The 21,703-nt window shown below is 71.2% G+C and carries 18 protein-coding genes and 1 pseudogene; 16 read left to right on the plus strand and 3 right to left on the minus strand.

Features of this window, described 5'->3' with window-relative positions:
* The first annotated feature begins 62 nt into the window (after nucleotides 1-62).
* The 8 genes from ACSMXR_RS03230 (at nucleotide 63) to ACSMXR_RS03265 (ending at nucleotide 8,577) form a co-directional block, all read left to right on the plus strand.
* Complete coding sequence (locus ACSMXR_RS03230; protein ID WP_137231475.1) at nucleotides 63-1,028, plus strand: DUF389 domain-containing protein; 966 nt, start codon at nucleotides 63-65, stop codon at nucleotides 1,026-1,028.
* A gap of 44 nt (nucleotides 1,029-1,072) precedes the next feature.
* Complete coding sequence (locus ACSMXR_RS03235; protein ID WP_473171195.1) at nucleotides 1,073-2,542, plus strand: DUF2252 domain-containing protein; 1,470 nt, start codon at nucleotides 1,073-1,075, stop codon at nucleotides 2,540-2,542.
* Nucleotides 2,543-2,669: 127 nt separating this feature from the next.
* Complete coding sequence (locus tag ACSMXR_RS03240) at nucleotides 2,670-4,007, plus strand: chloride channel protein (RefSeq protein ID WP_473171196.1); 1,338 nt, start codon at nucleotides 2,670-2,672, stop codon at nucleotides 4,005-4,007.
* A gap of 55 nt (nucleotides 4,008-4,062) precedes the next feature.
* A complete protein-coding gene (locus tag ACSMXR_RS03245; protein ID WP_137231472.1) occupies nucleotides 4,063-4,587 on the plus strand; it encodes a GNAT family N-acetyltransferase in 525 nt (174 codons plus the stop codon).
* 50 nt (nucleotides 4,588-4,637) lie between these two features.
* A complete protein-coding gene (locus tag ACSMXR_RS03250) occupies nucleotides 4,638-5,126 on the plus strand; it encodes a glutathione peroxidase (protein ID WP_103511578.1) in 489 nt (162 codons plus the stop codon).
* A gap of 210 nt (nucleotides 5,127-5,336) precedes the next feature.
* A complete protein-coding gene (locus ACSMXR_RS03255; protein WP_473171197.1) occupies nucleotides 5,337-6,644 on the plus strand; it encodes a BNR-4 repeat-containing protein in 1,308 nt (435 codons plus the stop codon).
* Between the two features lie 50 nt (nucleotides 6,645-6,694).
* On the plus strand, nucleotides 6,695-7,729 hold the full coding sequence (locus tag ACSMXR_RS03260) for an acetylxylan esterase (RefSeq protein ID WP_473171198.1): 1,035 nt from the start codon (nucleotides 6,695-6,697) through the stop codon (nucleotides 7,727-7,729).
* A gap of 59 nt (nucleotides 7,730-7,788) precedes the next feature.
* The gene (locus tag ACSMXR_RS03265) at nucleotides 7,789-8,577 is read left to right on the plus strand and encodes an IclR family transcriptional regulator (RefSeq protein ID WP_137231470.1); all 789 of its coding nucleotides are present in this window, start codon (nucleotides 7,789-7,791) and stop codon (nucleotides 8,575-8,577) included.
* 73 nt (nucleotides 8,578-8,650) lie between these two features.
* Here the strand turns inward: ACSMXR_RS03265 and ACSMXR_RS03270 are convergent, their stop codons facing one another.
* Nucleotides 8,651-10,948: an FAD-dependent oxidoreductase gene (locus ACSMXR_RS03270; RefSeq protein WP_473171199.1), complete on the minus strand. Its 2,298-nt coding sequence runs from the start codon at nucleotides 10,946-10,948 to the stop codon at nucleotides 8,651-8,653.
* A 344-nt stretch (nucleotides 10,949-11,292) separates the two neighbouring features.
* On the opposite strand from ACSMXR_RS03270, the gene ACSMXR_RS03275 reads away from it, so the two are divergent.
* The 3 genes from ACSMXR_RS03275 to ACSMXR_RS03285 all read left to right on the plus strand — a co-directional run bounded on the left by ACSMXR_RS03275 (nucleotide 11,293) and on the right by ACSMXR_RS03285 (nucleotide 14,510).
* Nucleotides 11,293-12,219: a carbohydrate ABC transporter permease gene (locus tag ACSMXR_RS03275; protein WP_473171200.1), complete on the plus strand. Its 927-nt coding sequence runs from the start codon at nucleotides 11,293-11,295 to the stop codon at nucleotides 12,217-12,219.
* Nucleotides 12,219-13,145, plus strand: a complete 927-nt coding sequence (locus ACSMXR_RS03280) for a carbohydrate ABC transporter permease (RefSeq protein WP_137231467.1) — start codon at nucleotides 12,219-12,221, stop codon at nucleotides 13,143-13,145. Before ACSMXR_RS03275 ends, ACSMXR_RS03280 begins: the two co-directional genes overlap by 1 nt.
* Nucleotides 13,146-13,208: 63 nt before the next feature.
* Nucleotides 13,209-14,510 carry a sugar ABC transporter substrate-binding protein gene (locus ACSMXR_RS03285; protein ID WP_137231466.1) on the plus strand — a complete coding sequence of 434 codons (1,302 nt, stop codon included), beginning with the start codon at nucleotides 13,209-13,211 and terminating at the stop codon, nucleotides 14,508-14,510.
* A 55-nt stretch (nucleotides 14,511-14,565) separates the two neighbouring features.
* On the opposite strand, the gene ACSMXR_RS03290 is transcribed toward ACSMXR_RS03285, so the two are convergent.
* On the minus strand, nucleotides 14,566-15,792 hold the full coding sequence (locus tag ACSMXR_RS03290) for an acyl-CoA dehydrogenase family protein (protein ID WP_473171201.1): 1,227 nt from the start codon (nucleotides 15,790-15,792) through the stop codon (nucleotides 14,566-14,568).
* Between the two features lie 185 nt (nucleotides 15,793-15,977).
* Here ACSMXR_RS03290 and ACSMXR_RS03295 point away from each other — a divergent pair, with 185 nt between their 5' ends.
* Nucleotides 15,978-16,637: a TetR/AcrR family transcriptional regulator gene (locus ACSMXR_RS03295; protein WP_218526888.1), complete on the plus strand. Its 660-nt coding sequence runs from the start codon at nucleotides 15,978-15,980 to the stop codon at nucleotides 16,635-16,637.
* 62 nt (nucleotides 16,638-16,699) lie between these two features.
* Here ACSMXR_RS03295 and def read toward each other — a convergent pair.
* A pseudogene (gene def / locus ACSMXR_RS03300) lies at nucleotides 16,700-17,244 on the minus strand (peptide deformylase).
* Between the two features lie 114 nt (nucleotides 17,245-17,358).
* On the opposite strand from def, the gene ACSMXR_RS03305 reads away from it, so the two are divergent.
* From ACSMXR_RS03305 to ACSMXR_RS03320, 4 genes are all read left to right on the plus strand, one after another.
* Nucleotides 17,359-18,597: a MurT ligase domain-containing protein gene (locus ACSMXR_RS03305; protein ID WP_030081346.1), complete on the plus strand. Its 1,239-nt coding sequence runs from the start codon at nucleotides 17,359-17,361 to the stop codon at nucleotides 18,595-18,597.
* A gap of 34 nt (nucleotides 18,598-18,631) precedes the next feature.
* The gene (locus tag ACSMXR_RS03310) at nucleotides 18,632-19,360 is read left to right on the plus strand and encodes a type 1 glutamine amidotransferase (RefSeq protein ID WP_103538596.1); all 729 of its coding nucleotides are present in this window, start codon (nucleotides 18,632-18,634) and stop codon (nucleotides 19,358-19,360) included.
* 175 nt (nucleotides 19,361-19,535) lie between these two features.
* Entirely contained in the window at nucleotides 19,536-20,561 is a 1,026-nt protein-coding gene (locus tag ACSMXR_RS03315; protein WP_030081342.1) for a 6-phosphofructokinase, read from the plus strand.
* 111 nt (nucleotides 20,562-20,672) lie between these two features.
* Complete coding sequence (locus ACSMXR_RS03320; protein ID WP_137231461.1) at nucleotides 20,673-21,623, plus strand: cytochrome c oxidase assembly protein; 951 nt, start codon at nucleotides 20,673-20,675, stop codon at nucleotides 21,621-21,623.
* Nucleotides 21,624-21,703 lie beyond the last annotated feature (80 nt).

Consider the following 21,703-nt stretch of genomic DNA (forward strand, 5'->3'; position numbering starts at 1 on the left):
CCCCGGGCCACCGGCCGGGCACAGCTCCGTGCGACGGGGCCGGGAGCCGCGGAGGTGCCGGGATGGACATGATCCACATCCGCGCGGTGAGCCCGCCGGACCTGACCGACGAGGTCGTCGGCCGGCTCTCGGGCGACCCCTGCGTCCTCAATCTCATCGTCCAGCGCGACGCCGCCCGCCATCCCGACGGCGACTCCATCGCCTGCGACGTGCTGACGGGGGCGGCCAACGACGTGCTGCACCGGCTGCGCGCCGTCCACCTCGACCAGCGGGGCTCCCTCGTCATCGAACCGGTCGACATGGCGTTCTCCGGCGCGGCCACCGAAGGCGGGCAGCGCGAGCTGGGGCCGCTGAGCCGGGCGCCGGTCTGGGAGCAGGTCGAGGCACGCATCCGGTCCGGCGGGCGGTATCCGCCGAGCTTCTATCTCTATCTGGTCATCGCCGGTCTGATCGGTTCGGTCGGCATCGTCACCAACTCGCAGATCCTGATCGTGGGGGCGATGGTCGTCGGGCCGGAGTACGGCGCCATCGTCAGCGTGGCGCTGGGGATCGACCGGGGCCGCCGGGCCATGGTGCGCAGCGGGCTGGCCGCCCTGGGCGCCGGTTTTCTCCTCACCATCGTGGTCACCTTCCTCTTCGCCCTCCTCATCCGCGGTTTCGGGCTGGAGTCGGAGGCCTTCGAGCGGGGGCTGCGGCCCGTCTCCAATCTCATCAACACACCGAACTTCTTCTCGGTGGCCGTCGCCACCCTGGCCGGGATCGTCGGGATCGTGTCGCTCACCGAGGCCAGGACGAGCGCCCTGCTCGGGGTGTTCATCTCCGTGACGACGATCCCGGCCGCCGCGGACATCGCCGTCTCCACCGCGTTCACCAGCTGGTCCGACGTACGGGGCTCGGCCGTCCAGCTCGTGGTGAACATCCTGGTGCTGATCGTGGTGGGCACCGCCACGCTCAAGGCCCAGCGGGCGATCTGGCGGCGGGTCGGACTGCGGCGCGACCGTGCGCGGCGGCTCGCCGAAGAGGCCTGACGCACTACCCGAAGACGCCCGACGCACTCCGGAAGGAGCACCTCATGGACCGGGAAGCCGCCGCGCCGCTGCGCGCCGCACCGCACGCGACACCGGCCGAACGGGCGGCGCTGGGCAAGGCCGCGCGCCGGACCGCACCGCGGTCGGGCCATGCGGAGTTCACGCCGTCGCCGCACCGCCCCGACCCGCTGACCGTCCTCGAAGCGCAGTCCGCGGACCGGGTTCCCGAGCTGGTCCCGATCCGCTACGCCCGGATGACCGAGTCCCCGTTCCGCTTCTACCGGGGCGCGGCCGCCCTGATGGCCGCCGACCTGGCGGGCAGCCCCGACTCGGGGATCCGGGCGCAGCTGTGCGGCGACGCCCATCTGCTGAACTTCCGGCTGCTGGCCTCGCCCGAGCGGAATCTGCTCTTCGACATCAACGACTTCGACGAGACGCTGCCGGGTCCCTGGGAATGGGACGTCAAACGGCTGGCGGCCAGCCTCGTCATCGCGGGGCGGGCGAACGGCTTCACGGACCGGGAGCGGGCCGGGATCGTCCGGGCGGCGGTCGGCTCGTACCGGGAGTCGATGGCGGCGTTCGCCGGGATGCGCAATCTGGATGTGTGGTACGCGCGGACGGATGCCGAGCGGCTGCGTTCGGTGGCCGCGGAGCAGCTGGGCGGCCGGGGGCGCAGGAATGTCGACCGGGCGCTGGGCAAGGCCCGTACCAAGGACAGCCGGCAGGCCTTCGGCAAGCTCGCCGAGGTGGTCGACGGGCGGCTCCGGATCGCCCCGGACCCGCCGATGGTCGTGCCCCTCACCGATCTGATGCCCGGGGTGGGGCGCGCGGAGATCCACCGGCGGTTCGCCGGTCTGGTGGCGGGCTACGCCAGGAGTCTGGTGTCCGACCGGCGCAGTCTGCTGGAGGATTTCACGCTGGTGGACGTGGCCCGGAAGGTCGTCGGTGTGGGCAGTGTCGGCACCCGGTGCTGGATCATCCTGCTGCTCGGCAGGGACGGCGGGGATCCGCTGTTCCTCCAGGCCAAGGAGGCCGGCCCGTCGGTGCTGGCCGAGCACACCGGGGCGAGCCGGTACGCGAACCAGGGCGAGCGGGTCGTCGCGGGCCAGCGGCTGATGCAGGCCTCCAGCGACATCTTCCTCGGCTGGGAGCGGGCCGATGGCATCGACGGCGAGAGCCGGGACTTCTATGTGCGTCAGCTGCGCGACTGGAAGGGCATCGCGGAGCCGGAGTCGATGGTGCCGAAGGGGATGCGGGCGTTCGGCGAGGTGTGCGGCGCCACGCTGGCCCGCGCCCATGCCAGGTCGGGTGACCGGATCGCCATCGCGGCCTATCTGGGGAGCGGGGACGTCTTCGACCGGGCGCTCGCCACGTTCGCGGAGGCGTACGCGGACCGCAACGAGCTCGATCACCGGGCGCTGGTGGACGCGGTGGCCTCCGGGCGGCTGCCGGCGGACGGCTCGGCGGGGCGCGCTGGCGACGGCGCGAACGGTCTTCCGGGGCCGGGCGGCTGACCTTCCGCACCGGCGGGCGTGTCCCGGTGGCGGGGCGGCGCCCGGCCCGCCGGTGCGTGGTATCCCGACGTGAACCCGTGGGGACGCGTCCCCTTCCCGGGGGTCGTCACGCCGAGGAGTCGAGATCATGCCGGCCACACCTCCGGGCCCACCCGTCGCCGCGCCCGAGGACCCGTACGCACCGGTCCGTACGCGAAGGTACGCGGGGCTGCTGCTGATGGCGGCGCTCCTCGGGGTGCCCGTCTCGGCGATCGCGTTCGGCTTCCTGGCCCTGGTCTCGGAGCTCCAGTCGCTGACGTACACGGAGCTGCCGAGGACGCTGGGCTTCGCGGCGACGCCGTCGTGGTGGCCCGTACCACTGCTCGGGATCGCCGGTCTCCTGGTCGGGCTCACCGTCCGCCGGCTGCCGGGCGGGGGTGGGCACCGGCCGGCGGAGGGGCTGGTGTCCACCGGAGCGCCGGCCGCGGTGGATCTGCCCGGTATCGCGCTCGCGACGCTGCTCTCGCTGGGGTTGGGCGCCGTGCTGGGGCCGGAGGCGCCCCTGATCGCGCTGGGCGGCGGGCTGGCCGTCTGGGCGGCGGGCCGCGTCAAGCGGGACCTGGCGCCGGACGCACGGGCGCTGGTCGGGGCCTCGGGGAGTTTCGCCGCGGTGAGCGCGCTGCTGGGGTCACCGCTGCTGGGCGCGTTCCTGCTGATGGAGGTGTCGGGGCTGGCCGGGCCGATGCTGGGCGTGGTCCTGGTGCCGGGGCTGCTCTCCGCGGGGATCGGGGCGCTGATCTTCACGGGGCTGGGTTCCTGGACGGGGCTCGGCACCTACTCCCTGACCTTGGGCGAGGTTCCGTCGGCGGCGGACCCGGGCGTCGCCGGGTTCGGGTGGGCGCTGGTGCTCGGTGTGACGGCGGCCTTCGCCGGTGCGGGCATCCGCCGGCTGTCGCTGGCGCTGCAGGAACGCGTGGAGCGGCGGACGGTGGTGGCCACGGCGGTGATGGGGCTGGTCGTCGGCGGGCTCGCGCTGGTGTACGCCGAGGTCTCGGGCAAGGACGCGTCCGAGGTGCTGTACTCGGGCGAACACGAGCTGGGCCATCTCCTGACCGGGAGCGCCGCGTACTCGGTGGGCGCGCTGGTGCTGCTCATCGTCTGCAAGTCGCTCGCCTACTGCGCCTCGTTGAGCTGTTTCCGGGGCGGCCCGGTCTTTCCGGCGATGTTCGTGGGCGCGGTCGGCGGTATCGCGCTGTCCCATCTGCCGGGGCTGGATCTCACCGCCGGGTTCGCCATGGGTGTCGGGGCCATGTGTGTGGCGATGCTGCGGCTGCCGATGACCTCGGTGCTCCTGGCGACGCTCCTGCTGGGCAAGGAGGGGCTCACCGTGATGCCGCTGGTGATCGTCGCGGTGGTGGTGGCGTACGTGGTCACGCTCCGGCTGACGCCCGTGCCGGTGGACAGGGCGGGGCCGGAAGCGGTGTGATCTTCCTGTGGGTTTCCTCCCGGCCCCTGCTTCTGTTTCGTGAAAGGACCCTCCCATGACCGAGATCGTCCATGTGTCCGCACCCGAGCTGGTCACGTACGCCGACGACCTGGCCGGTCTCCTGGCCGAGACCGTCGATGAGGGGTCCTCGGTGGGTTTCCTGGCCCCGCTGGACCGGGAGGCGGCCGCCGTCTGGTGGCGGGAGCGGGCGGCCGCGGTGGAGGCGGGAAGCATCGGGATCTGGATCGCCCGGGAGGGCGGGAAGGTCTCCGGGACGATCGCCCTGGTCCGCGCTCCGCTGCCGAACGCCCGGCACCGCGCGGAGGTCGCCAAGCTGATGGTCCGGCCCTCCGCCCGTGGCCAGGGGCTCGGCGGGGCGCTGCTGGCCGCCGTCGAGGCGTACGCGGCGACCGAGGGCATCACGCTGCTGATCCTGGACACCGAGAGCGGCAGCCTGGCCGAGCAGGTCTACTGCCGGGCGGGGTGGACGAAGGTCGGGAGCGTGCCGGGATACGCGGCGGATCCGGCGGGCATCCTCAAGCCGACGACCTTCTACTACAAGGAGCTCGCCGCTCCGTGAGCGGCGGGCGGCACAATGTGCACCACCACGCAATGATCAGGGAGAGCTTCATGACGCTGCACGACATTCCGCTGCGCACCCTCACGGGCGAGCCGACCACGCTGGGCGCGTACAGCGGCCGGACCGTCCTGTTGGTGAACGTGGCCTCCAAGTGCGGGCTCACCCCGCAGTACGAGGGCCTGGAGCGGCTGCAGCAGAACTACGGGGACCGGGGACTGACCGTGCTCGGCGTTCCGTGCAACCAGTTCGCCGGGCAGGAGCCGGGCAGTGCGGAGGAGATCCAGACCTTCTGCTCGACGACGTACGGGGTCACCTTCCCGCTGCTGGAGAAGATCGACGTCAACGGTGCGGACCGGCATCCGCTGTACGCGGAGCTGACGCAGCTGGCCGACGCGGACGGGGAGGCCGGGGACGTCCAGTGGAACTTCGAGAAGTTCGTGATCTCGCCGGCCGGTGAGCCGGTGGCCCGGATCCGGCCGCGCTCGGAGCCGGAGTCCACGGAGGTCGTGGCGGCGATCGAGGCGCAGCTGCCGGGCTGAGTGCGCGCGGGGGCGGTCCGGAACACACGTTCCGGACCGCCCCCTTTTTTTGGGCTCTTCTGCCGGGCCGGGTCGCGCAACCCGCCGATAGCGCATATCGAATGCAGACTGTGCAATCTCTATTCACCTGATGGGATCTACGGTAAATTCCCGCCGGTCGCCCCCTCCAGCACCCCTGCTGGATCCGCCCGCAACCGACAAGGAGTCACCGTGCGCCGCGTCCCGTCCCGCGCCTTCCTGGCCCCGGCCGCCGTCATGACGGCCGTCCTCGCCCTCCTCCCGGCCGCCTCGCCGGCCGGCGCGGCCCCCGCACCCGCCGCTCCCACCGCTTCCGTCGAGCAGGTCCCCTACGCCATGGACGAGTCCAACCAGGCGGCGTGGTGGACTCCCGCGGCCACCTACAAGGGCCGGGGCCAGTACGCCTACTTCGCGTTCAACGAACCCGGCTCCACCGCGGCCACGCACCGCCCCGCCATCGCACGCCGCGACCCGGACGGGGTATGGAGCCGCCTGCCGCTGCTCACGAAGGACGGGCAGCAGGCGGAGTTCACCGACGACAACGGGCACAACCAGCCCTCCGTCGCCCGGGACGGCAGCGGACGGCTGCATGTGTTCACCTCGATGCACGGTGACACCTGGCGCTACTTCCGTACCGACGCGACGACCGGCCCCGTCACCGATCACTCCTCCGACATGCCCGACCAGGGCCAGCGCATCACCTATCCGGTCCTGACCACCGCGCCCAACGGCGACCTCTATCTCGCCGCCCGCATCGGCAACGGCAGCGACCGCCGCCCCGGCAAGCTCTACCGCTGGGACAACGCGGCCGCCGAGTGGAGCGTCGTCGCGACCTTCGCGTCGGCGCAGTACCGGTCCGTCTACCCGGACGATCTGGCGGTGGACGCCGCCGGGAACGTCCACCTTCTCTACGAGTGGTCCAAGGCGCCGTCGTCCGCCTTCCGGCACAAGCTCTCCTACCTCCGTCTCGACCCGGACTCCGGCCGTTTCACGGACAGTTCGGGCGCTTCCCTCACCGTGCCGACCACCCCGGACACCGCCGACGTCATCCAGGACTTCACCAGCGGCGAGGAGTGGAGTTCGGACAACACCGGATACACCGCGGCAGCCGTGCAGAGCGCCAAGCTCACCCTGGACGGCTCCACGCCCAAGGTGGCCTACCGCTACCGCTCCGCCGCGAGCGGGGCGAACTTCCAGGTGTTCTACGCGTATCCGAGCGGCGGCGGCTGGCTGCGCCAGAGCGTGTACGCGGAGGGGCAGACCAGCGCGGCGCTCGGCATCACCTGGGACGGGACCGACGCCAAGCGCGTCTACTACGTGAAGAGTTCCGGGACCGAACGCGTCTTCGCCGCCACGGAGAAGAACGGCTCCTGGACCTCCGTCTCCGCCGTCCCCGGAGTGAGCGCCGACCGGCTCGCCGTACGCCGCGACAGCGACGGGAACGACATCCTCTACCTCCCGGACACCAAGAACCGCCGTCTGCACTACGCGCGCCGCTGAAGGAACCACCGCAGCCGGCCGCCCGTCTCACCACCCCGCGAGGAGAGAACGTGTCCCCCCATCCGCCCGCGCCGCAGCACAGCACTGCCGGCCCCCTCCCCCACGACTTCCCCTTCGACCCCACCCACGGCTACGACCTGCCGCGCCTGCTCTCCGTGGGAGCCCCATCGGCGCCCGGGGACTTCGCCGACTTCTGGCGGGACCGCTACGCCCGGGCGCTCTCCGTCGACCCGGCGCCCCGGATCGAGGGGCCCTGGACCACCCTCGCCGACGTGCGGGTGGCCGACGTCTCCTACACGTCCGCCGACGGGGTCCGGATCGGTGGCTGGCTGACCGTCCCCGCCGACGGCCCCGTCACGCGCGGCTGTGTGGCGGCCCATGGTTACGGGGGCCGGGCGGCCCCGGACCCCTGGCAGTGCCCGCCGGGGACCGCGACCATCTGGCCCTGCCTGCGCGGGCTCGGAACGCGGAGCCTGCTGCCCGGAGTTCCGTCGGACGCGGCGGGGCACGTCCTGCACGGCATCGGGTCGCGGGACTCCTCGCTCCTCGGCGGGTGCGTGGCCGACGTCTGGTGCGCGGCCACCGCACTGCGACGGCTGGTGCCGGAGACCGCCGGGGCGCTGGCCTATCTCGGCACGAGTTTCGGCGGCGGCATCGGGGCGCTGGCGCTTCCCTGGGACGACCGCTTCCGGGCCGCCGGCCTCACCGTGCCGACCTTCGGCAACCATCCGCTCCGTGTCACCCTGCCGTGCACGGGCAGCGGGGAGTCGGTGCGCGGGCGGCATGCGGACGACCCGTCGGTGCTGGACGTCCTGGCGTACTTCGACGCGGCGACGGCGGCACGGCACATCCGCATCCCCGTGCATGTGGGCGCCGCCCTGTTCGACCCGTCGGTCCCCCCGCCCGGGCAGTTCGCCGTGTACGGGGCGCTGGCGGGGCCGCGCGAGCTCTTCGTGCTCCGGGCGGGCCATTTCGACCACCCGGGGGAACCGGACGAGACGGCGGCCCTGGAGGAGTCCCAGCGCCGCTTCCTGTCGGAAGCGACCTCCGGGCACCGCGCCCGGGCTGATTCGGAGGACGGGTGACCGGCACACACGCTAAGCTGATGCAGATAGTGCAATAGATTTGCAGAAAGAGGAGGGCCATGGCTAGCCGGGCTACTGACGCCGGAACGAACCAGAGCGTCGAACGGGCGGTCTCCGTACTGCGCGCACTCGACTCCGGCCGGCCCGAGCTACGCGTCTCCGACGTCGCCGAGCTCACCGGGCTGGGCTCGTCGACCACCTCACGTCTGCTGTCCACCCTGGAACGCCTCGACATGGTCGAACGCGATCCGGTCAGCAACCTCTACCGGCTCAGCCTCGGCATCCTCCCGCTGGCCGCCACCGCCACCAACCGCCACCCCGTGCACCGGGCCGCGCGGATGGTGCTCCAGGACCTCGCCACCCGCACCGGCCTGGGGGCCAATGTGGCCGTACGCCGGGACGGCGAGCTGATGTTCCTGTGCAACTTCGAGGGCGCGCGCGCCCCCAAGTCGTACACCCAGGGCGGACACACCGCCCCGCTGCACGCCACGAGCATCGGCAAGTGTCTGCTCACCGCTCTCGCCCCCAAGGAGCGCCGCAGGCTGCTGGGGGACCCTCTCGCGGCGCACACCGAGTACACGACCACCAGCCACGATCTCCTCGACGAGGAGCTCGACACCGTGCGGCGCACCGGTTACGCCGTCGAGGCGGAGGAGCGGGCGCTCGGCCGGGCGTCGCTGGCCGCACCCGTCCGCGACGCCTCGGGGGACATCGTCGCGGCCATCTCGCTGTGGGGTCCGACCTCGCTGCTCGGCGAGCGCGCCGACGCCGAGGAGGAGCGCCTCGCCCTCGTGCGCGAGGTCATCGAGGCCGCCGACGCCATCAGTCAGGCGCTCGGCGCGCTCTGAGCAGCCATGGCGAAGGGCCGGTGGGAACCGCTCGGTTCCCACCGGCCCTTCGTCGTCCGGCGGACTGTGCCGGTCAGTCCGTCCGGTCGCCGTACGCCTTGAAGGCGACCACGTGCGCGTGCCGTGCCCCGTGCGTCGCGTCGACCACGAGCCGCAGCGCGGCGGTGCGTACGGGGCCGCCGTCCTCGGTCCGCACCGGGTGCACCCGGTGGCGGCGCCGGTTCTCCGTCACCGTCAGCAGCGTGTGCCAGTCGCCTGCGGCGTCGCACGCCTGAAGGCGGTAGTCCCGTACCAGCTCCGGCATGACCTCGTACGGGGTGCGGTGGCGGTGCAGGTTGTTGAGGTACTCGTCCACGTCGTCGTCGAACACCAGGCGGACCTCGGTGACGTCCTGCTCGGCGTCCCAGTCGAGGCGGAGCCACTCCGCTTCGCCGGCCGGCCCGGAGGACCACATGTGCGGTCCGCCGTAGGGGCGTTGGTACCCGCCCACGGCCCGGGCGGGGCCGAATGCCGCGGTGTCGGGTGCGGCCCGGAAGGCGAAGGTCTGCCGGCGCAGGCCACGGGCCTGCCATTCCAGGACCGGCTGCCCGTCCTCCTCCGGTATGTCGTGATCGACGGCCGCGTCCCCCTCGGCCTTCCGGCGCAGTGCGAGGACTCCGTCGGTGCGCTCGGGCAGCAGGGTCAGGGCTGTGTCCGCGCGGGCCCGGACGAGGAGGATCGCGTTGCCGGGGGTCTCGGGACGGTGGCCGAGGCGGACCGTGACCCAGTGGGGGCCGCCGGGCGGGACCGTGACCGCGGTGGTGAGGAGGTGGTCGGCCGGGACGGCGTTCTCGGCGCGGCCGGTTCCCCACAGCTCCACGGTGAGTTCACGGGACGCGCCGTCCGGGGCGCCGTGGACGAGGAGGTCGACCGTGTCCAGGGCGGGGTCGACGGGCAGCAGGAGGGCGAGGTCACGGGTGAGGGGGTACGGGGTTCCGGGCGCGGCCGCCGTCGGCTCGGCGGCCAGCCGGGTCAGGCTGGAGGAGGCGCTGACCCGGGCCGCGCGCGCCAGGTTGTCGGGGTCCTCGTCGGCGAGGCCGATCACGGAGGCGTCCTGGCGCAGCAGCGTGCGGTGCACCAGGTCCGGCCGTTCGGTGGCGAGTTGCCTCGGCGTGAGGCCCTCGGCGACGCACAGGGCCGCGGCGGTGCCCGCGGCCTCGCCGAGCGTCGCGCAGGTGGCCATGACGCGGGTGGCCCCGAAGGCGATGTGGGTGGCGGAGATGTTGCGCCCGGCGAAGTGCAGGTTCGTCACGTTCGCCGAGTACAGGGAGCGCAGCGGGATGTGGAAGATGCCGTCCGCGTACCGCTGGCGTGCGCCGGGCTCGTCGGCGTACATGCCCTGGACGGGGTGGAGGTCGACGGACCAGCCGCCGAAGGCCACCCGGTCCTCGAACCGGCGCTGCTGGAGGATGTCCTGCTGGGTGAGGACGTGGTCACCGAGGAAGCGCCGGTACTCCCGCTTGCCGGGGAGGCTGCCGACCCACTCCAGGGTGAGGTTCGCCGCGTCCGGGAACCGGCCGGAGTTCTTGATGTGGTCCCAGATCCCCATGATCACGGACTGGAGTTCGTCGCGGATGCGCTCGTTGTCGTGGACGGTGTCGAGTTCGCCGCCCCACTCGATCCACCAGTAGTCGCAGCCGTTGTCCCCGGTGCGCAGGACGCGGTTGCGCAGGATGGGCGTGTCCGAGAGGTCCTTGGCGTGGGCGGGCGGCACGAACTTCACCGGCCGGCCCAGGTCCTTGGTGTGGAAGAGGATCGTCGAGCCGAGGAGCGCGTCGTCCGCCTCCGGGGGCGCCCAGGGCTCGTCGAACTCCGGCCGCCCCTCACGGCCCGTCCGGTAGCGGGCGCCGGCGAGATGGCCGAGCAGACCGTCTCCGGTGCAGTCGAGGAACTGGCGTGCGTGGAAGGTGATGCGGCGCTCCGAGCCCATCATCCAGCCGGTGCAGGAGTGCACCTCACGACGGTCGTCGGGGCCGCTCGCCTCGACCTCGCGCACATCGGTGTTGAGGAAGAGGTCGATGTTCGGTTCGGCCCGGACGGCGTCGAGGACGACCTGGTCCCAGTAGTACGGGTTGCCCTCGGGGTTGCGGTACTGGTTCTCCGTGTACAGCTCGCCCATGATCCCCGTCTCGCGGGCCCAGCGGTGCACGCCGTGTGCGGTGGCGCCGCAGACCCAGACGCGGATCTCGCTGCTGGCGTTGCCGCCGAGTACGGGCCGGTTGTTGACCAGGGCGACGCGCCGGCCGAGCCGGGCCGCGGCGATGGCCGCGCAGGTCCCGGCCAGTCCACCGCCGATCACGGCGATGTCGTAGTGGCCCTCTTCTTCCCGCACGATGCGGCCTCCTTGGTGTGAAGCTCGGGTACTCCCCGCCGCGGCGGAGACCTCGAACGTACATCACATCCATATTGTGCAACCACTGTTCAGTCAGTGGGATTGGCTGTAAGTTCCGGTTGCGGCCGCCGACCGGGCCGCCGCGCACCGAAGGGCGCGCTCACCACGGATCGGGCCTGCTCACCGGGGCCGCACGGAACCGGTGAGCAATCGCCCCAAAGGGTTGACTCCGTCGCACTATATGGAGAACGATCCCGCATGTTGCAACTTGTGTTCAGTGAAGCTGGGACGGCGTTCACGCACAGGGCCCCGGCGCTCCCGCCACCGTTCGAGAGGACAGACCCATGAGTACGGCCGCACCTCCCCAGAAGGCTCCTCCGCCCCGCAGGCGGACAGGGGCGCGACTGTCCGACGGTGCGTTCGCCCTGCTGCTCACCGCTCCGGGAATCGCCCTCTTCGCGGCGATCATCTTCTATCCGCTGCTGTCCGCCCTGTTCACCGGCTTCTTCCGGCAGGATCTGCGCCTCCCGGGCCGGGAGTTCGTCGGCCTGGACAACTTCGCGTACTGGCTGAACGGCGACCTGTTCACCATTCTCGAACAGACGCTGGTCTTCACCGTCGGCGCGACGCTCGCCCCCTTCGCCGTCGGCTTCGCCCTCGCGCTCGCGCTCAACACCGGCATCAAGGGCAGCGGATTCCTGCGCGGGGTGTTCCTGTTCCCCTGGGTGATCCCGGGCGTGGTGGTTTCCTTCCTCTGGATGTGGATCTTCAACGCGAACTACGGCGTGCTCAACGGGGTCCTCGTCCAGGCCGGGATCATCGAGGAGTCGGTGGCCTGGCTCGGCCGGCCCGGCACCGCGATGCTCGCCGTGATCGTCACCAAGACCTGGGCCAGCTTCCCCTGGATGATGGTGATGCTCCTGGCCGGTCTGCAGACCGTGCCCAAGGAACTGCACGAAGCGGCCTCGATGGACGGGGCGGGCGCGATCCGGCGTTTCTTCACCGTCACCTGGCCGCAGGTCCGGGGGGTCGCCTCGATCGTGCTCCTGCTGGAGTTCATCTGGAACTTCCAACACTTCGACACCATCTACGTGCTCACCGGCGGCGGCCCCGCCGGCACCACGGAGACGTTCGCGACCGCCGTCTACCAGACCGCGTTCAGCGGCTTCGACATCGGCCGGGCCACGGCGCTCGGCGGACTGTGGATGGTGCTCCTGCTCCTCCTCGTCGTCGTCTACCTCAGGATCACCGAGCGGAAGGGCGACGCCTGATGAGCACCACGTCCACCACCCCCACCCCGCCGCCCGTGACCGACCGGCCGCGGCCGCCGGCCACGCGGCCCGGCCCCGCCCCCCGGCGCCGCGTCCGCAAGGACCTGCTGCGCTCGCGCGTCGCCGCGTGGAGCGCGGTCGTCGTCATCGGCGCCTTCGGACTGCTGCCGGTCTACTGGCTGCTCGCCACCGCGCTGAGCACACCCGATGCGACCTTCCAGTTCCCGCCGAAGCTGATCCCCACCGATCTCACCCTCGGCAACTTCACGGCCCTGGCCGAGAACGACCAGCTGATCTCCTACATGGTCAACTCGCTGATCGTGGCCTCGATCACCGCCGTGCTGAGCGTGATCGTCGCCACGTACATGGGCTACTCGTTCTCCAAGTTCCGCTACCGGGGGCGGAAGTCGCTGATGCACCTGGTGCTGGCCTCCCAGATGTTCCCCCAGGCCCTTCTGCTGGTGACGCTGTACGCCGTCTTCTCCAGCTTCGGCATGCTCAACACGTACACGGCGCTGGTGCTCTCCTTCACCACGTTCACGATGCCGCTGTGCGTCTGGATGCTGAAGGGGATCTTCGACACGGTGCCGGACGCCCTGCTGGAGGCCGCGAGCATCGACGGCGCGTCCCGGTGGCGGACGCTGCACTCGATCGTGGCGCCGCTGGCCGCTCCGGGCATGATCGCCGCCGGGCTCTTCGCCTTCGTACGCGGCTGGAACGACTTCATCTTCGCGCTGACCCTGGCCGACAAGGAGAAGCAGACGCTGCCCCCCGGGCTCGTCTCCACCTACATCGGCGAGTTCCAGACGGCCTGGCCCCAGCTGATGGCGGCCTCGCTCGTGGTGTCGGTCCCGGTGATCGTCGCCTTCATGTTCCTTCAGCGCTACCTCGTCGGCGGCATGACCGCCGGTTCGGTCAAGAGCTGAACCGGCGGGGCCGTTGGCGCCCCCGTCCGCTTCCCCTCCCGTCCACTGCCCCATGGAGAGACCATGACCACCTCTGGCATCAGCCGGCGCGGCGCGCTGCGCATGTTCGGCATCGGCGCGCTCGGCGTAGCGAGCGCCGGTGTGCTCGGCGCCTGTGCGCCGTCCGGCGCCGGCACCCCCGCAGGCGGCGGCGACCCGAAGTCCAAGAACTTCGACTTCACCTCCTGGTCGCTCAACGAAGAGGCCGCCAAGCCCTCGATCGAGAAGATCATCAAGGCGTGGGAGAAGGCCGAGAAGTCGACCGTCCGCGCGGTCTCCTATCCGTACAACGAATACCTCAGCCAGCTCACCCTCAAGCTGGGCGGCGGGGAGACCACGGGCGCGGTGCACCTCGACATCGCCTGGCTCGCGGCGATCGCGCAGATGGGCAGACTGGCCGACGTCGGACCGGCGGCAGCCGGGGGCGGTTACACGGACGTGGCGCTGAAGAGCGGCGTCTACGACGGCACGCAGTACGGACTGCCGTGGAACATCGGGTCGATCGGGGTGATCGCCAACTCCAAGCTGCTGAAGAAGGCCGGGATCGACAAGCACCCGGTCACCGTCGAGGAGTTCGAGGACGCGCTGCGGGAGCTGAAGGGGCTCGGCGGCGGTGTCGTGCCGTACGCCGCCGCCACCAAGGTCGCGCAGCTCAAGGACATCTTCCCGTGGATGCAGACCTTCGGCTGCACGCTGTACGAGGGCGGGAAGGTGACGATCGGCGACGACGCCTCGGTCGACGCGGTCGCCTGGTACAAGAAGCTGCACGACGCGAAGCTGATCGCCGCCGACGTGGACCGCTTCGACGCACGCGCCCTGTTCGGCCAGGGCAAGGCCGCCTTCTACGACGACGCCATCATCGGCAAGGGCGTGACCTCGGCCCAGTCCAAGGACAAGACGCTGGCGGCCGCCATGCAGCCGGTGGAACGCCCGGTGCTCAAGGCCGGAGACACCCCGCAGGCACTGCTGTGGGGCGGGGTGATCGCGATCGTGAAGGGCAGGGGCCAGGACGCGGCGACCGAGTTCGCGCTGCACACGACGACCGACCGGGCCACCACCTCCGAGTACTTCGCGGCACGCGCGCTGCCTCCGTCCACCACCGCGGGGCTGGCCGCACCGGAGGTCGCCAAGGACACCTTCACCACGGAGTGGACCGAGAAGATCACCAGGACCGCGACCGGCAGCCCCTTCTGGCAGTTCGCCCAGAGCACGCAGATCGACGAGGCCGTCGCCAAGCACGTACAGGCCGTCCTCGTCGGCAGGGAGAAGCCGAAGGACGCGATGAAGGAGGCCCGCGAGGAGGTCACCGCGCTCATCAAGCGCTGAGCCCGGGCCGCCGCTCCCTGTGGAGGAGCGGCGGCCCGGTCCGGTGGGTACGGGGTCAGCGGATCGGCATGCCCGAGAGCGTGCGGGCGATCACCAGGCGCTGGATCTCGCTGGTGCCCTCGAAGATGGTGTAGATGGCCGCGTCGCGGTGCATGCGCTCGACCGGGTACTCACGGGTGAAGCCGTTGCCGCCGAGGATCTGGATGGCCTGCGCGGTGACGTCCCGGGCGGTCTCGCTCGCGTAGAGCTTCGACATGGAGCCCTCGGCGGAGGTGAACGGCTTGCCGGTGGTGGCCATCCAGGAGGCGCGCCAGACCAGCAGCCGGGCCGCGTCGATGCGGGTGCGCATGTCGGCGAGCTGGAAGGCGATGCCCTGGTTGTCGATGATCGGGCGGCCGAACTGGCTGCGGGTCTTCGCGTAGTCGAGGGCGACCTCGTAGGCGGCGCGGGCGGTGCCTACGGCCATCGCGCCGACGGCCGGGCGGGAGGCCTCGAAGGTGGCCATGGCCGCGTTCTTGACCCGCTCGCCGCCGGCCTTGGCGCGCTCCCGGGCGCGGGCGAGGCGCTCGTCGAGCTTCTGCTTGCCGCCGAGCAGGCAGTGGCCGGGGATACGGACTTCCTCCAGGACCACCTCGGCGGTGTGCGAGGCGCGGATGCCGTGCTTCTTGAACTTCTGGCCCTGGGAGAGGCCGGGGGTGTTCGGGGGCACGATGAAGGAGGCGTGGCCCTTGGAGCCGATGTCGGGATCGACGACGGCGACGACGACATGGACGTTGGCTATGCCGCCGTTGGTCGCCCAGGTCTTGGTGCCGTTGAGGACCCACTCGTCCTTGGCCTCGTCGTAGACGGCCCGGGTGCGCATCGAGGCGACGTCGGATCCGGCGTCGGGCTCGGAGGAGCAGAAGGCGGCGACCTTCACGTCGTCGGCGTCGCCGTACATCTGCGGGATCCAGGTGCCGATCTGCTCCTCGGTGCCGTTGGCGAGGACGCCGACGGCCGCCAGGCCCGTACCGACGATCGACAGGGCGATGCCCGCGTCGCCCCAGAAGAGCTCTTCCATGGCCATGGGGATACCGAGCCCCGTAGGGTCGAAGAACTGCTGGGCGTAGAAGTCAAGCGAGTAGATGCCGACCTTGGCCGCTTCCTGGATGACGGGCCAGGGCGTTTCCTCACGCTCGTCCCATTCCGCGGCGGCGGGGCGGATGACATCCGCCGCGAAGCCGTGGAGCCACTCCTTGACCTGCTTCTGGTCGTCATTGAGCTCAAGCGTGAACTCGGCCATGTTCCCCTCCAGGCACTGCGGCGAGAATCCGTGCGTTACTTGCGGTAACCACAGTCTGTTACTGGCAAGTAGGTACTGTCAACCGCCTCGGAGCCGATCAAGCGCCCGCCCTGCGGAGTGTTACGTTGCGCGGGCGTGCAAGAGCGGTGCGACGGCACCGCGTGGCCAGGGGTGGGAGAGACGACATGGAGACCGCACGAAGCGCCGAGCGACAGCGGACCGCGGCCGAGCGCCGTCGCCGCGAGTTGCTGGAAGCGGCGGACCGGGTGGTGCTCAGGGACGGACCGCAGGCCTCGATGAACGCCATCGCCGCCGAGGCCGGGATCACCAAACCCATCCTCTACCGCCACTTCGGCGACAAGGGCGGCCTCTACCGCGCCCTCGCCAAGCGCCACACCGACGCACTGCTCAGCGCCCTGCGGGCCGCCCTGGACGCGCCCGCCGACCGCCGCAAGCGGGTGGAGTCCACGCTCGACACCTATCTCGCCGCGATCGAGGCCCGCCCGCAGGTCTACCGCTTCCTGATGCACCCGGCCGACGGCGGAGCCGACGCCGCCCCCTCCCCCGAGCAGGGTTTCGACGTCGGCCGGCACTCCGCCCCGCTGCTGCGCCGCCTCGGCGAGGAGCTGGGCCAGGTGATCGTCGAGCGGGTCGACCTCGGCCCGGACAGCGAGCAGATGGCCCGCATCTGGGGCCACGGGATCGTCGGCATGATGCACGCGGCGGGCGACTGGTGGCTCGCCGACCGGCCCTGCTCCCGCGAACGGCTGGTGAGCAGCCTCGCCGATCTGCTGTGGGGCAGGCTCGCGGAGGCGGGCGACCTCCAGGGCGGCCCCGGGTTCTGACCGGCTGTTCCGACCGGCTCTTCCGACCAGCTGTTCCGACCGGATCTTCCGACCGCGGACGCTCAGACCTTGCGCGCCCAGGGCGCCCGACGCGCCGCCCGCAGCGCCCGGGTGCGCCGCAGCCCGGTCAGCCGGTCGGTGTAGACCCTGCCCTCCAAGTGTCGCACTCGTGCTGGAGGCACCGGGCGAACCATCCCGTCCCGGCGATCCGGACCGGCTCACCGGTCATCGTCAGCCCCTCGACGACCGCGTGGTCGAAGCGTTCCGTGCCCGCTTCCAGACCGGGAAGTGACAGACAACCCTCCGGTCCGCGTACGGTGAGTCCGTCCGCCTCGACCAGTTCGGGATTGACCACGTGTCCCAGATGGCGGACATCGTCGTCGTCCGGGCAGTCGTAGACGAACACCTTGAGCGGGACGCCGATCTGGTTGGCGGCGAGCCCGACACCCTGTGCGGCGTACATCGTGGCGAACATGTCCTCGACCAGCCTCGCGAGCGACGGGCCGAAATCCGTGACGTCCTCGCAGGCGCGGTGGAGCAACGGGTCGCCGAGCAGACTCATCTCACGGACGAGTCCGGAACTGCCGGGGATCGGGCGGTTTCGCATGGCGGCAAGCGTACGTTCCGCCGGGGCCGGGGAGTTCGCGTGGTGCCGCGGTGCGGTCGCCGCGCCGGACATCGATAGGCTGGGCGCGGACCGATGCAAGGAGGATCTAGGACGATGGCAGGCAACACGGAGCCGTTGTCGCCGCGGGCCAAACTGGCCGTGACGGCGGGCAAGGCCGCGGCGGCGGTGTCACGCGCCGCGGGGCGGGGCAGCGGATCGGTGATCGGCGGCCGGGTGGCGCTCAAACTCGACCCCGACCTGCTGGGGCGACTGGCGCAGCACCTGGACGTGATCCTCGTGTCGGCGACGAACGGCAAGACGACCACCACACGGCTGATCGCCGAGGCGCTGCGGGCCGCCGGGCCCGTCGTGTCGAACGCGCTCGGCGCGAACATGCCTGCGGGCATCACCTCGGCGCTGGCCGGCGGCTCGGACGCGAAGTTCGGGGTGATCGAGGTCGACGAGAAGTATCTGGCGGGGGTGGCCCGGGACACCACGCCCAAGGCCATCGCGCTGCTCAACCTCTCCCGCGACCAGCTGGACCGCGCGGCGGAGACCCGGATGATGGCCGAGCACTGGCGCGAGGGCCTGTCCGGCTCGAAGGCCGTGATCATCGCCAACGCGGACGACCCGCTGGTCGTCTGGGCGGCCTCCTCCTCGGCCAACGTGGTGTGGGTGGCGGCCGGCCAGGCGTGGAAGGACGACGCCTGGTCCTGCCCGTCCTGCGGCGGTGTGATGCAGCGCCCGGGCGACGACTGGTTCTGCGGGCAGTGCGGCTTCCGCCGTCCCGCCCCGAGCTGGGCGCTCAACGGCGACTACGTCCTGGACCCGCACGGTTCGGCCTGGCCGATCCACCTCCAGCTGCCGGGCCGCGCGAACAAGGCGAACGCCGCCAGCTCGGCGGCCGTGGCCGCCGTCTTCGGGGTGCCGCCGCAGGTCGCGCTGGAGCGGATGTACCAGGTGCAGGCGGTGGCCGGACGGTACGACGTCGTCACCTTCCAGAACCGTGAGCTGCGCCTGCTGCTGGCGAAGAACCCGGCCGGCTGGCTGGAGACGTTCTCGCTGATCGACCCGCCGCCGACGCCGGTGATCCTCTCGGTGAACGCGCGCGGCGCGGACGGCACCGACACCTCCTGGCTGTGGGACGTGGACTACACCCAGCTGGCGGGCCACCCGATCTTCGTGCTCGGCGACCGGAAGCTGGACCTCGCGGTCCGCCTCGAAGTGGCCGGTCTCGACTTCCGGGTCTGCGAGACGCTCGACGAGGCCGTGCAGTACGCCCCGCCCGGCCGTATCGAGGTCATCGCCAACTACACCGCCTTCCAGGACCTGCGCCGTCGTGTCGGCAACTGACCCCGGCCCCGGCCACCTCCGGAGAGGACGAAGCATGAGCAACAACGGTCTGCGTCTGGTCTGGGTCTACCCCGACCTGCTCAGCACCTACGGCGACCAGGGCAACGCCCTGGTCGTGGAGCGGCGGGCCCGGCAGCGCGGTCTGGACGTGCAGCGCGTCGACGTGCGCAGCGACCAGCCGGTGCCGACGTCCGGCGACATCTATCTGATCGGCGGCGGTGAGGACCGGCCGCAGCGCCTCGCGGCGGAGCGGCTGCGCCGCGACGGCGGGCTGAGCCGCGCCGCGTCCAACGGCGCGATCATCTTCTCGGTCTGCGCGGGCTACCAGATCCTCGGGCACGAGTTCGTCAACGACCTCGGCGAGCGCGAGCAGGGTCTCGGTCTGCTCGACGTGGTCTCCACCCGGGGCGAGGGCGCGCGGTGCGTCGGCGACGTACTGGCGGACATCGATCCGCAGCTGGCGCTGCCGCCGCTGACCGGGTTCGAGAACCACCAGGGCGTCACCCATCTCGGCCCGACGGCACGGCCGTTCGCGCGGGTCCAGTTCGGCCGGGGCAACGGCACCGGGGACGGCACGGAGGGCGCGTACAACGACACGGTCTTCGGGACGTACATGCACGGTCCGGTGATGGCCCGCAACCCGCAGATCGCCGATCTGCTGCTCAAGCTGGCCCTCGACGTGAACGCGCTGCCGCCCACCGACGACCGCTGGTACGAGGCGCTGCGCGCCGAGCGGATCACCTCGGCGACCCAGCCCGCCTGAGGCACTTTCCGCTCGCCTGAGCGGTGTCCGCCTGAGGTGTTTTCCGCTCGGTTGAGCGGAGTCCAGCAGGCGGACGGCCGGTTCGGTCCCGCCACCCTGCGCCGGTAGGGTGGCGGGGATCCAACCGGACGACGTGGTCCGGTCGTCGACTTAACGTTGCAAAGGTTTTCGGGCCATGCGCATTGGCGTACTCACCTCCGGCGGCGACTGCCCCGGCCTCAACGCCGTCATCCGTTCCGTCGTGCACCGCGCGGTGGTGGACCACGGCGACGAGGTCATCGGCTTCCACGACGGCTGGAAGGGCCTGCTGGAGTGCGACTACCGCAAGCTCGACCTTGACGCGGTCGGCGGCATCCTGGCCCGCGGCGGCACGATCCTCGGCTCCTCCCGCGTCCAGCCCGCGCATCTGCGCGACGGGGTGGAGCGGGCCCGCGGCCATGTCGCGGACCTCGGCCTGGACGCCATCATCCCGATCGGCGGCGAGGGCACCCTCAAGGCCGCGAACCTCCTCTCCGAGGCCGGTCTCCCCATCGTCGGCGTTCCCAAGACCATCGACAACGACATCGCCTCCACCGACGTCACCTTCGGCTTCGACACCGCCGTCGGCGTCGCCACCGAGGCGCTGGACCGGCTGAAGACGACCGCCGAGTCGCACCAGCGGGTGCTGATCGTCGAGGTCATGGGCCGGCACACCGGCTGGATCGCCCTGCACTCCGGGATGGCCGCCGGCGCCCACGCGATCGTGGTGCCCGAGCGCCCCTTCGACATCGACGAGCTGACCGAGCTGGTCGGCAAGCGCTTCTCGGCGGGCAAGAAGTTCGCCATCGTGGTGGTCGCCGAGGGCGCCAAGCCGCGCGCGGGCTCCATGCAGTTCGAGCAGGGCGTCAAGGACATCTACGGCCACGAGCGGTTCGCCGGGGTGGCCACGCAGCTCTCCGGCGAGCTGGAGCAGCGGCTCGGCAAGGAGGCCCGCCCGGTCATCCTCGGCCATGTCCAGCGCGGCGGGACGCCGACCGCGTACGACCGGGTCCTGGCGACCCGGTTCGGCTGGCACGCGGTGGAGGCGGCGCACCGGGGCGAGTTCGGGATGCTGACCGCCCTGCGCGGCACCGACATCGTGATGGTCCCGCTGGCGGAGGCGGTCGAGACGCTGAAGACGGTTCCGGCCGAGCGGTACGCCGAGGCGGAGTGCGTGCTCTAGGAGACATGCCGTCCAGAACTGCCCCCGGCCGCAGGTGCGGCCGGGGGCAGTTCTACGCTGTACCGGACAACCGGCACGAAACGGGGACGTGTCCCCATCGGGAGTGAACAGATGGATCACAGCGGGCACGGCATGAACATGGATCTGCCGCCGTTCACGCTGGAGCGGGGGCTGGAGCTCTCGGCCGACCCGTTCTTCCTGACCGGCTGCGTCCTGGCGCTCGCCCTGTACGGGTACGGCGTGGTGCGGCTGCGTCGGCGCGGGGACGGCTGGCCGGTGAACCGGATCGTGTTCTTCACGGTGGGCGTGCTGAGCATCGCGCTGGTGATGTGCACCAAGCTCAACGACTACGGCATGGTCATGTTCAGCGTGCACATGGTGCAGCACATGGTGATCAGCATGCTGTCGCCGATCCTGCTGCTGCTGGGCGCCCCGGTGACGCTGGCGCTGCGCGCGCTGCCGCCGGCCGGCCGGGGGCGGACCGGGCCGCGTGAGCTGCTGCTGAAGCTGCTGCACAGCCGCTACATGAAGATCATCACGCATCCGGTGTTCACGATTCCGCTGTTCATCGCGAGCCTGTACGCGCTGTACTTCACGCCGATCTTCGACTTCCTGATGGGCTCGAAGCCCGGCCACATCGGGATGATGGTGCACTTCCTCGCGGTCGGCCTGGTCTTCTTCTGGCCGATCATGGGCGTGGACCCGGGTCCGCACCGGCCCGGCTATCTGATGCGGATGCTGGAGCTGTTCGCCGGGATGCCGTTCCACGCGTTCTTCGGGATCGCGCTGATGATGGCGTCGACGCCGATGGTGAAGACGTACGAGAATCCGCCCGCCTCGCTCGGCATCGACGCCCTGAGCGACCAGAACTGGGCGGGCGGCATCGCCTGGGCGTTCAGCGAGATCCCCTCCGTGCTGGTGCTGATCGCGCTCGTCTACCAGTGGTACAACTCCGAACAGCGTGCCGCCCGGCGCTCGGACCGGGCCGCGGACCGCGACGGTGACAAGGAGCTGGCGGCGTACAACGCCTATCTCGCGTCTTTGCAGGCGCGCGGACAGTAGCGCGGAGGGCGCATACGGGGTGACCATGGGGACAACGGCCGCGCGGCCGACGAGGAGCGTGCGCGCATGTCCGGATCGAC

The organism is Streptomyces sp. DSM 106670, from assembly GCF_055792845.1.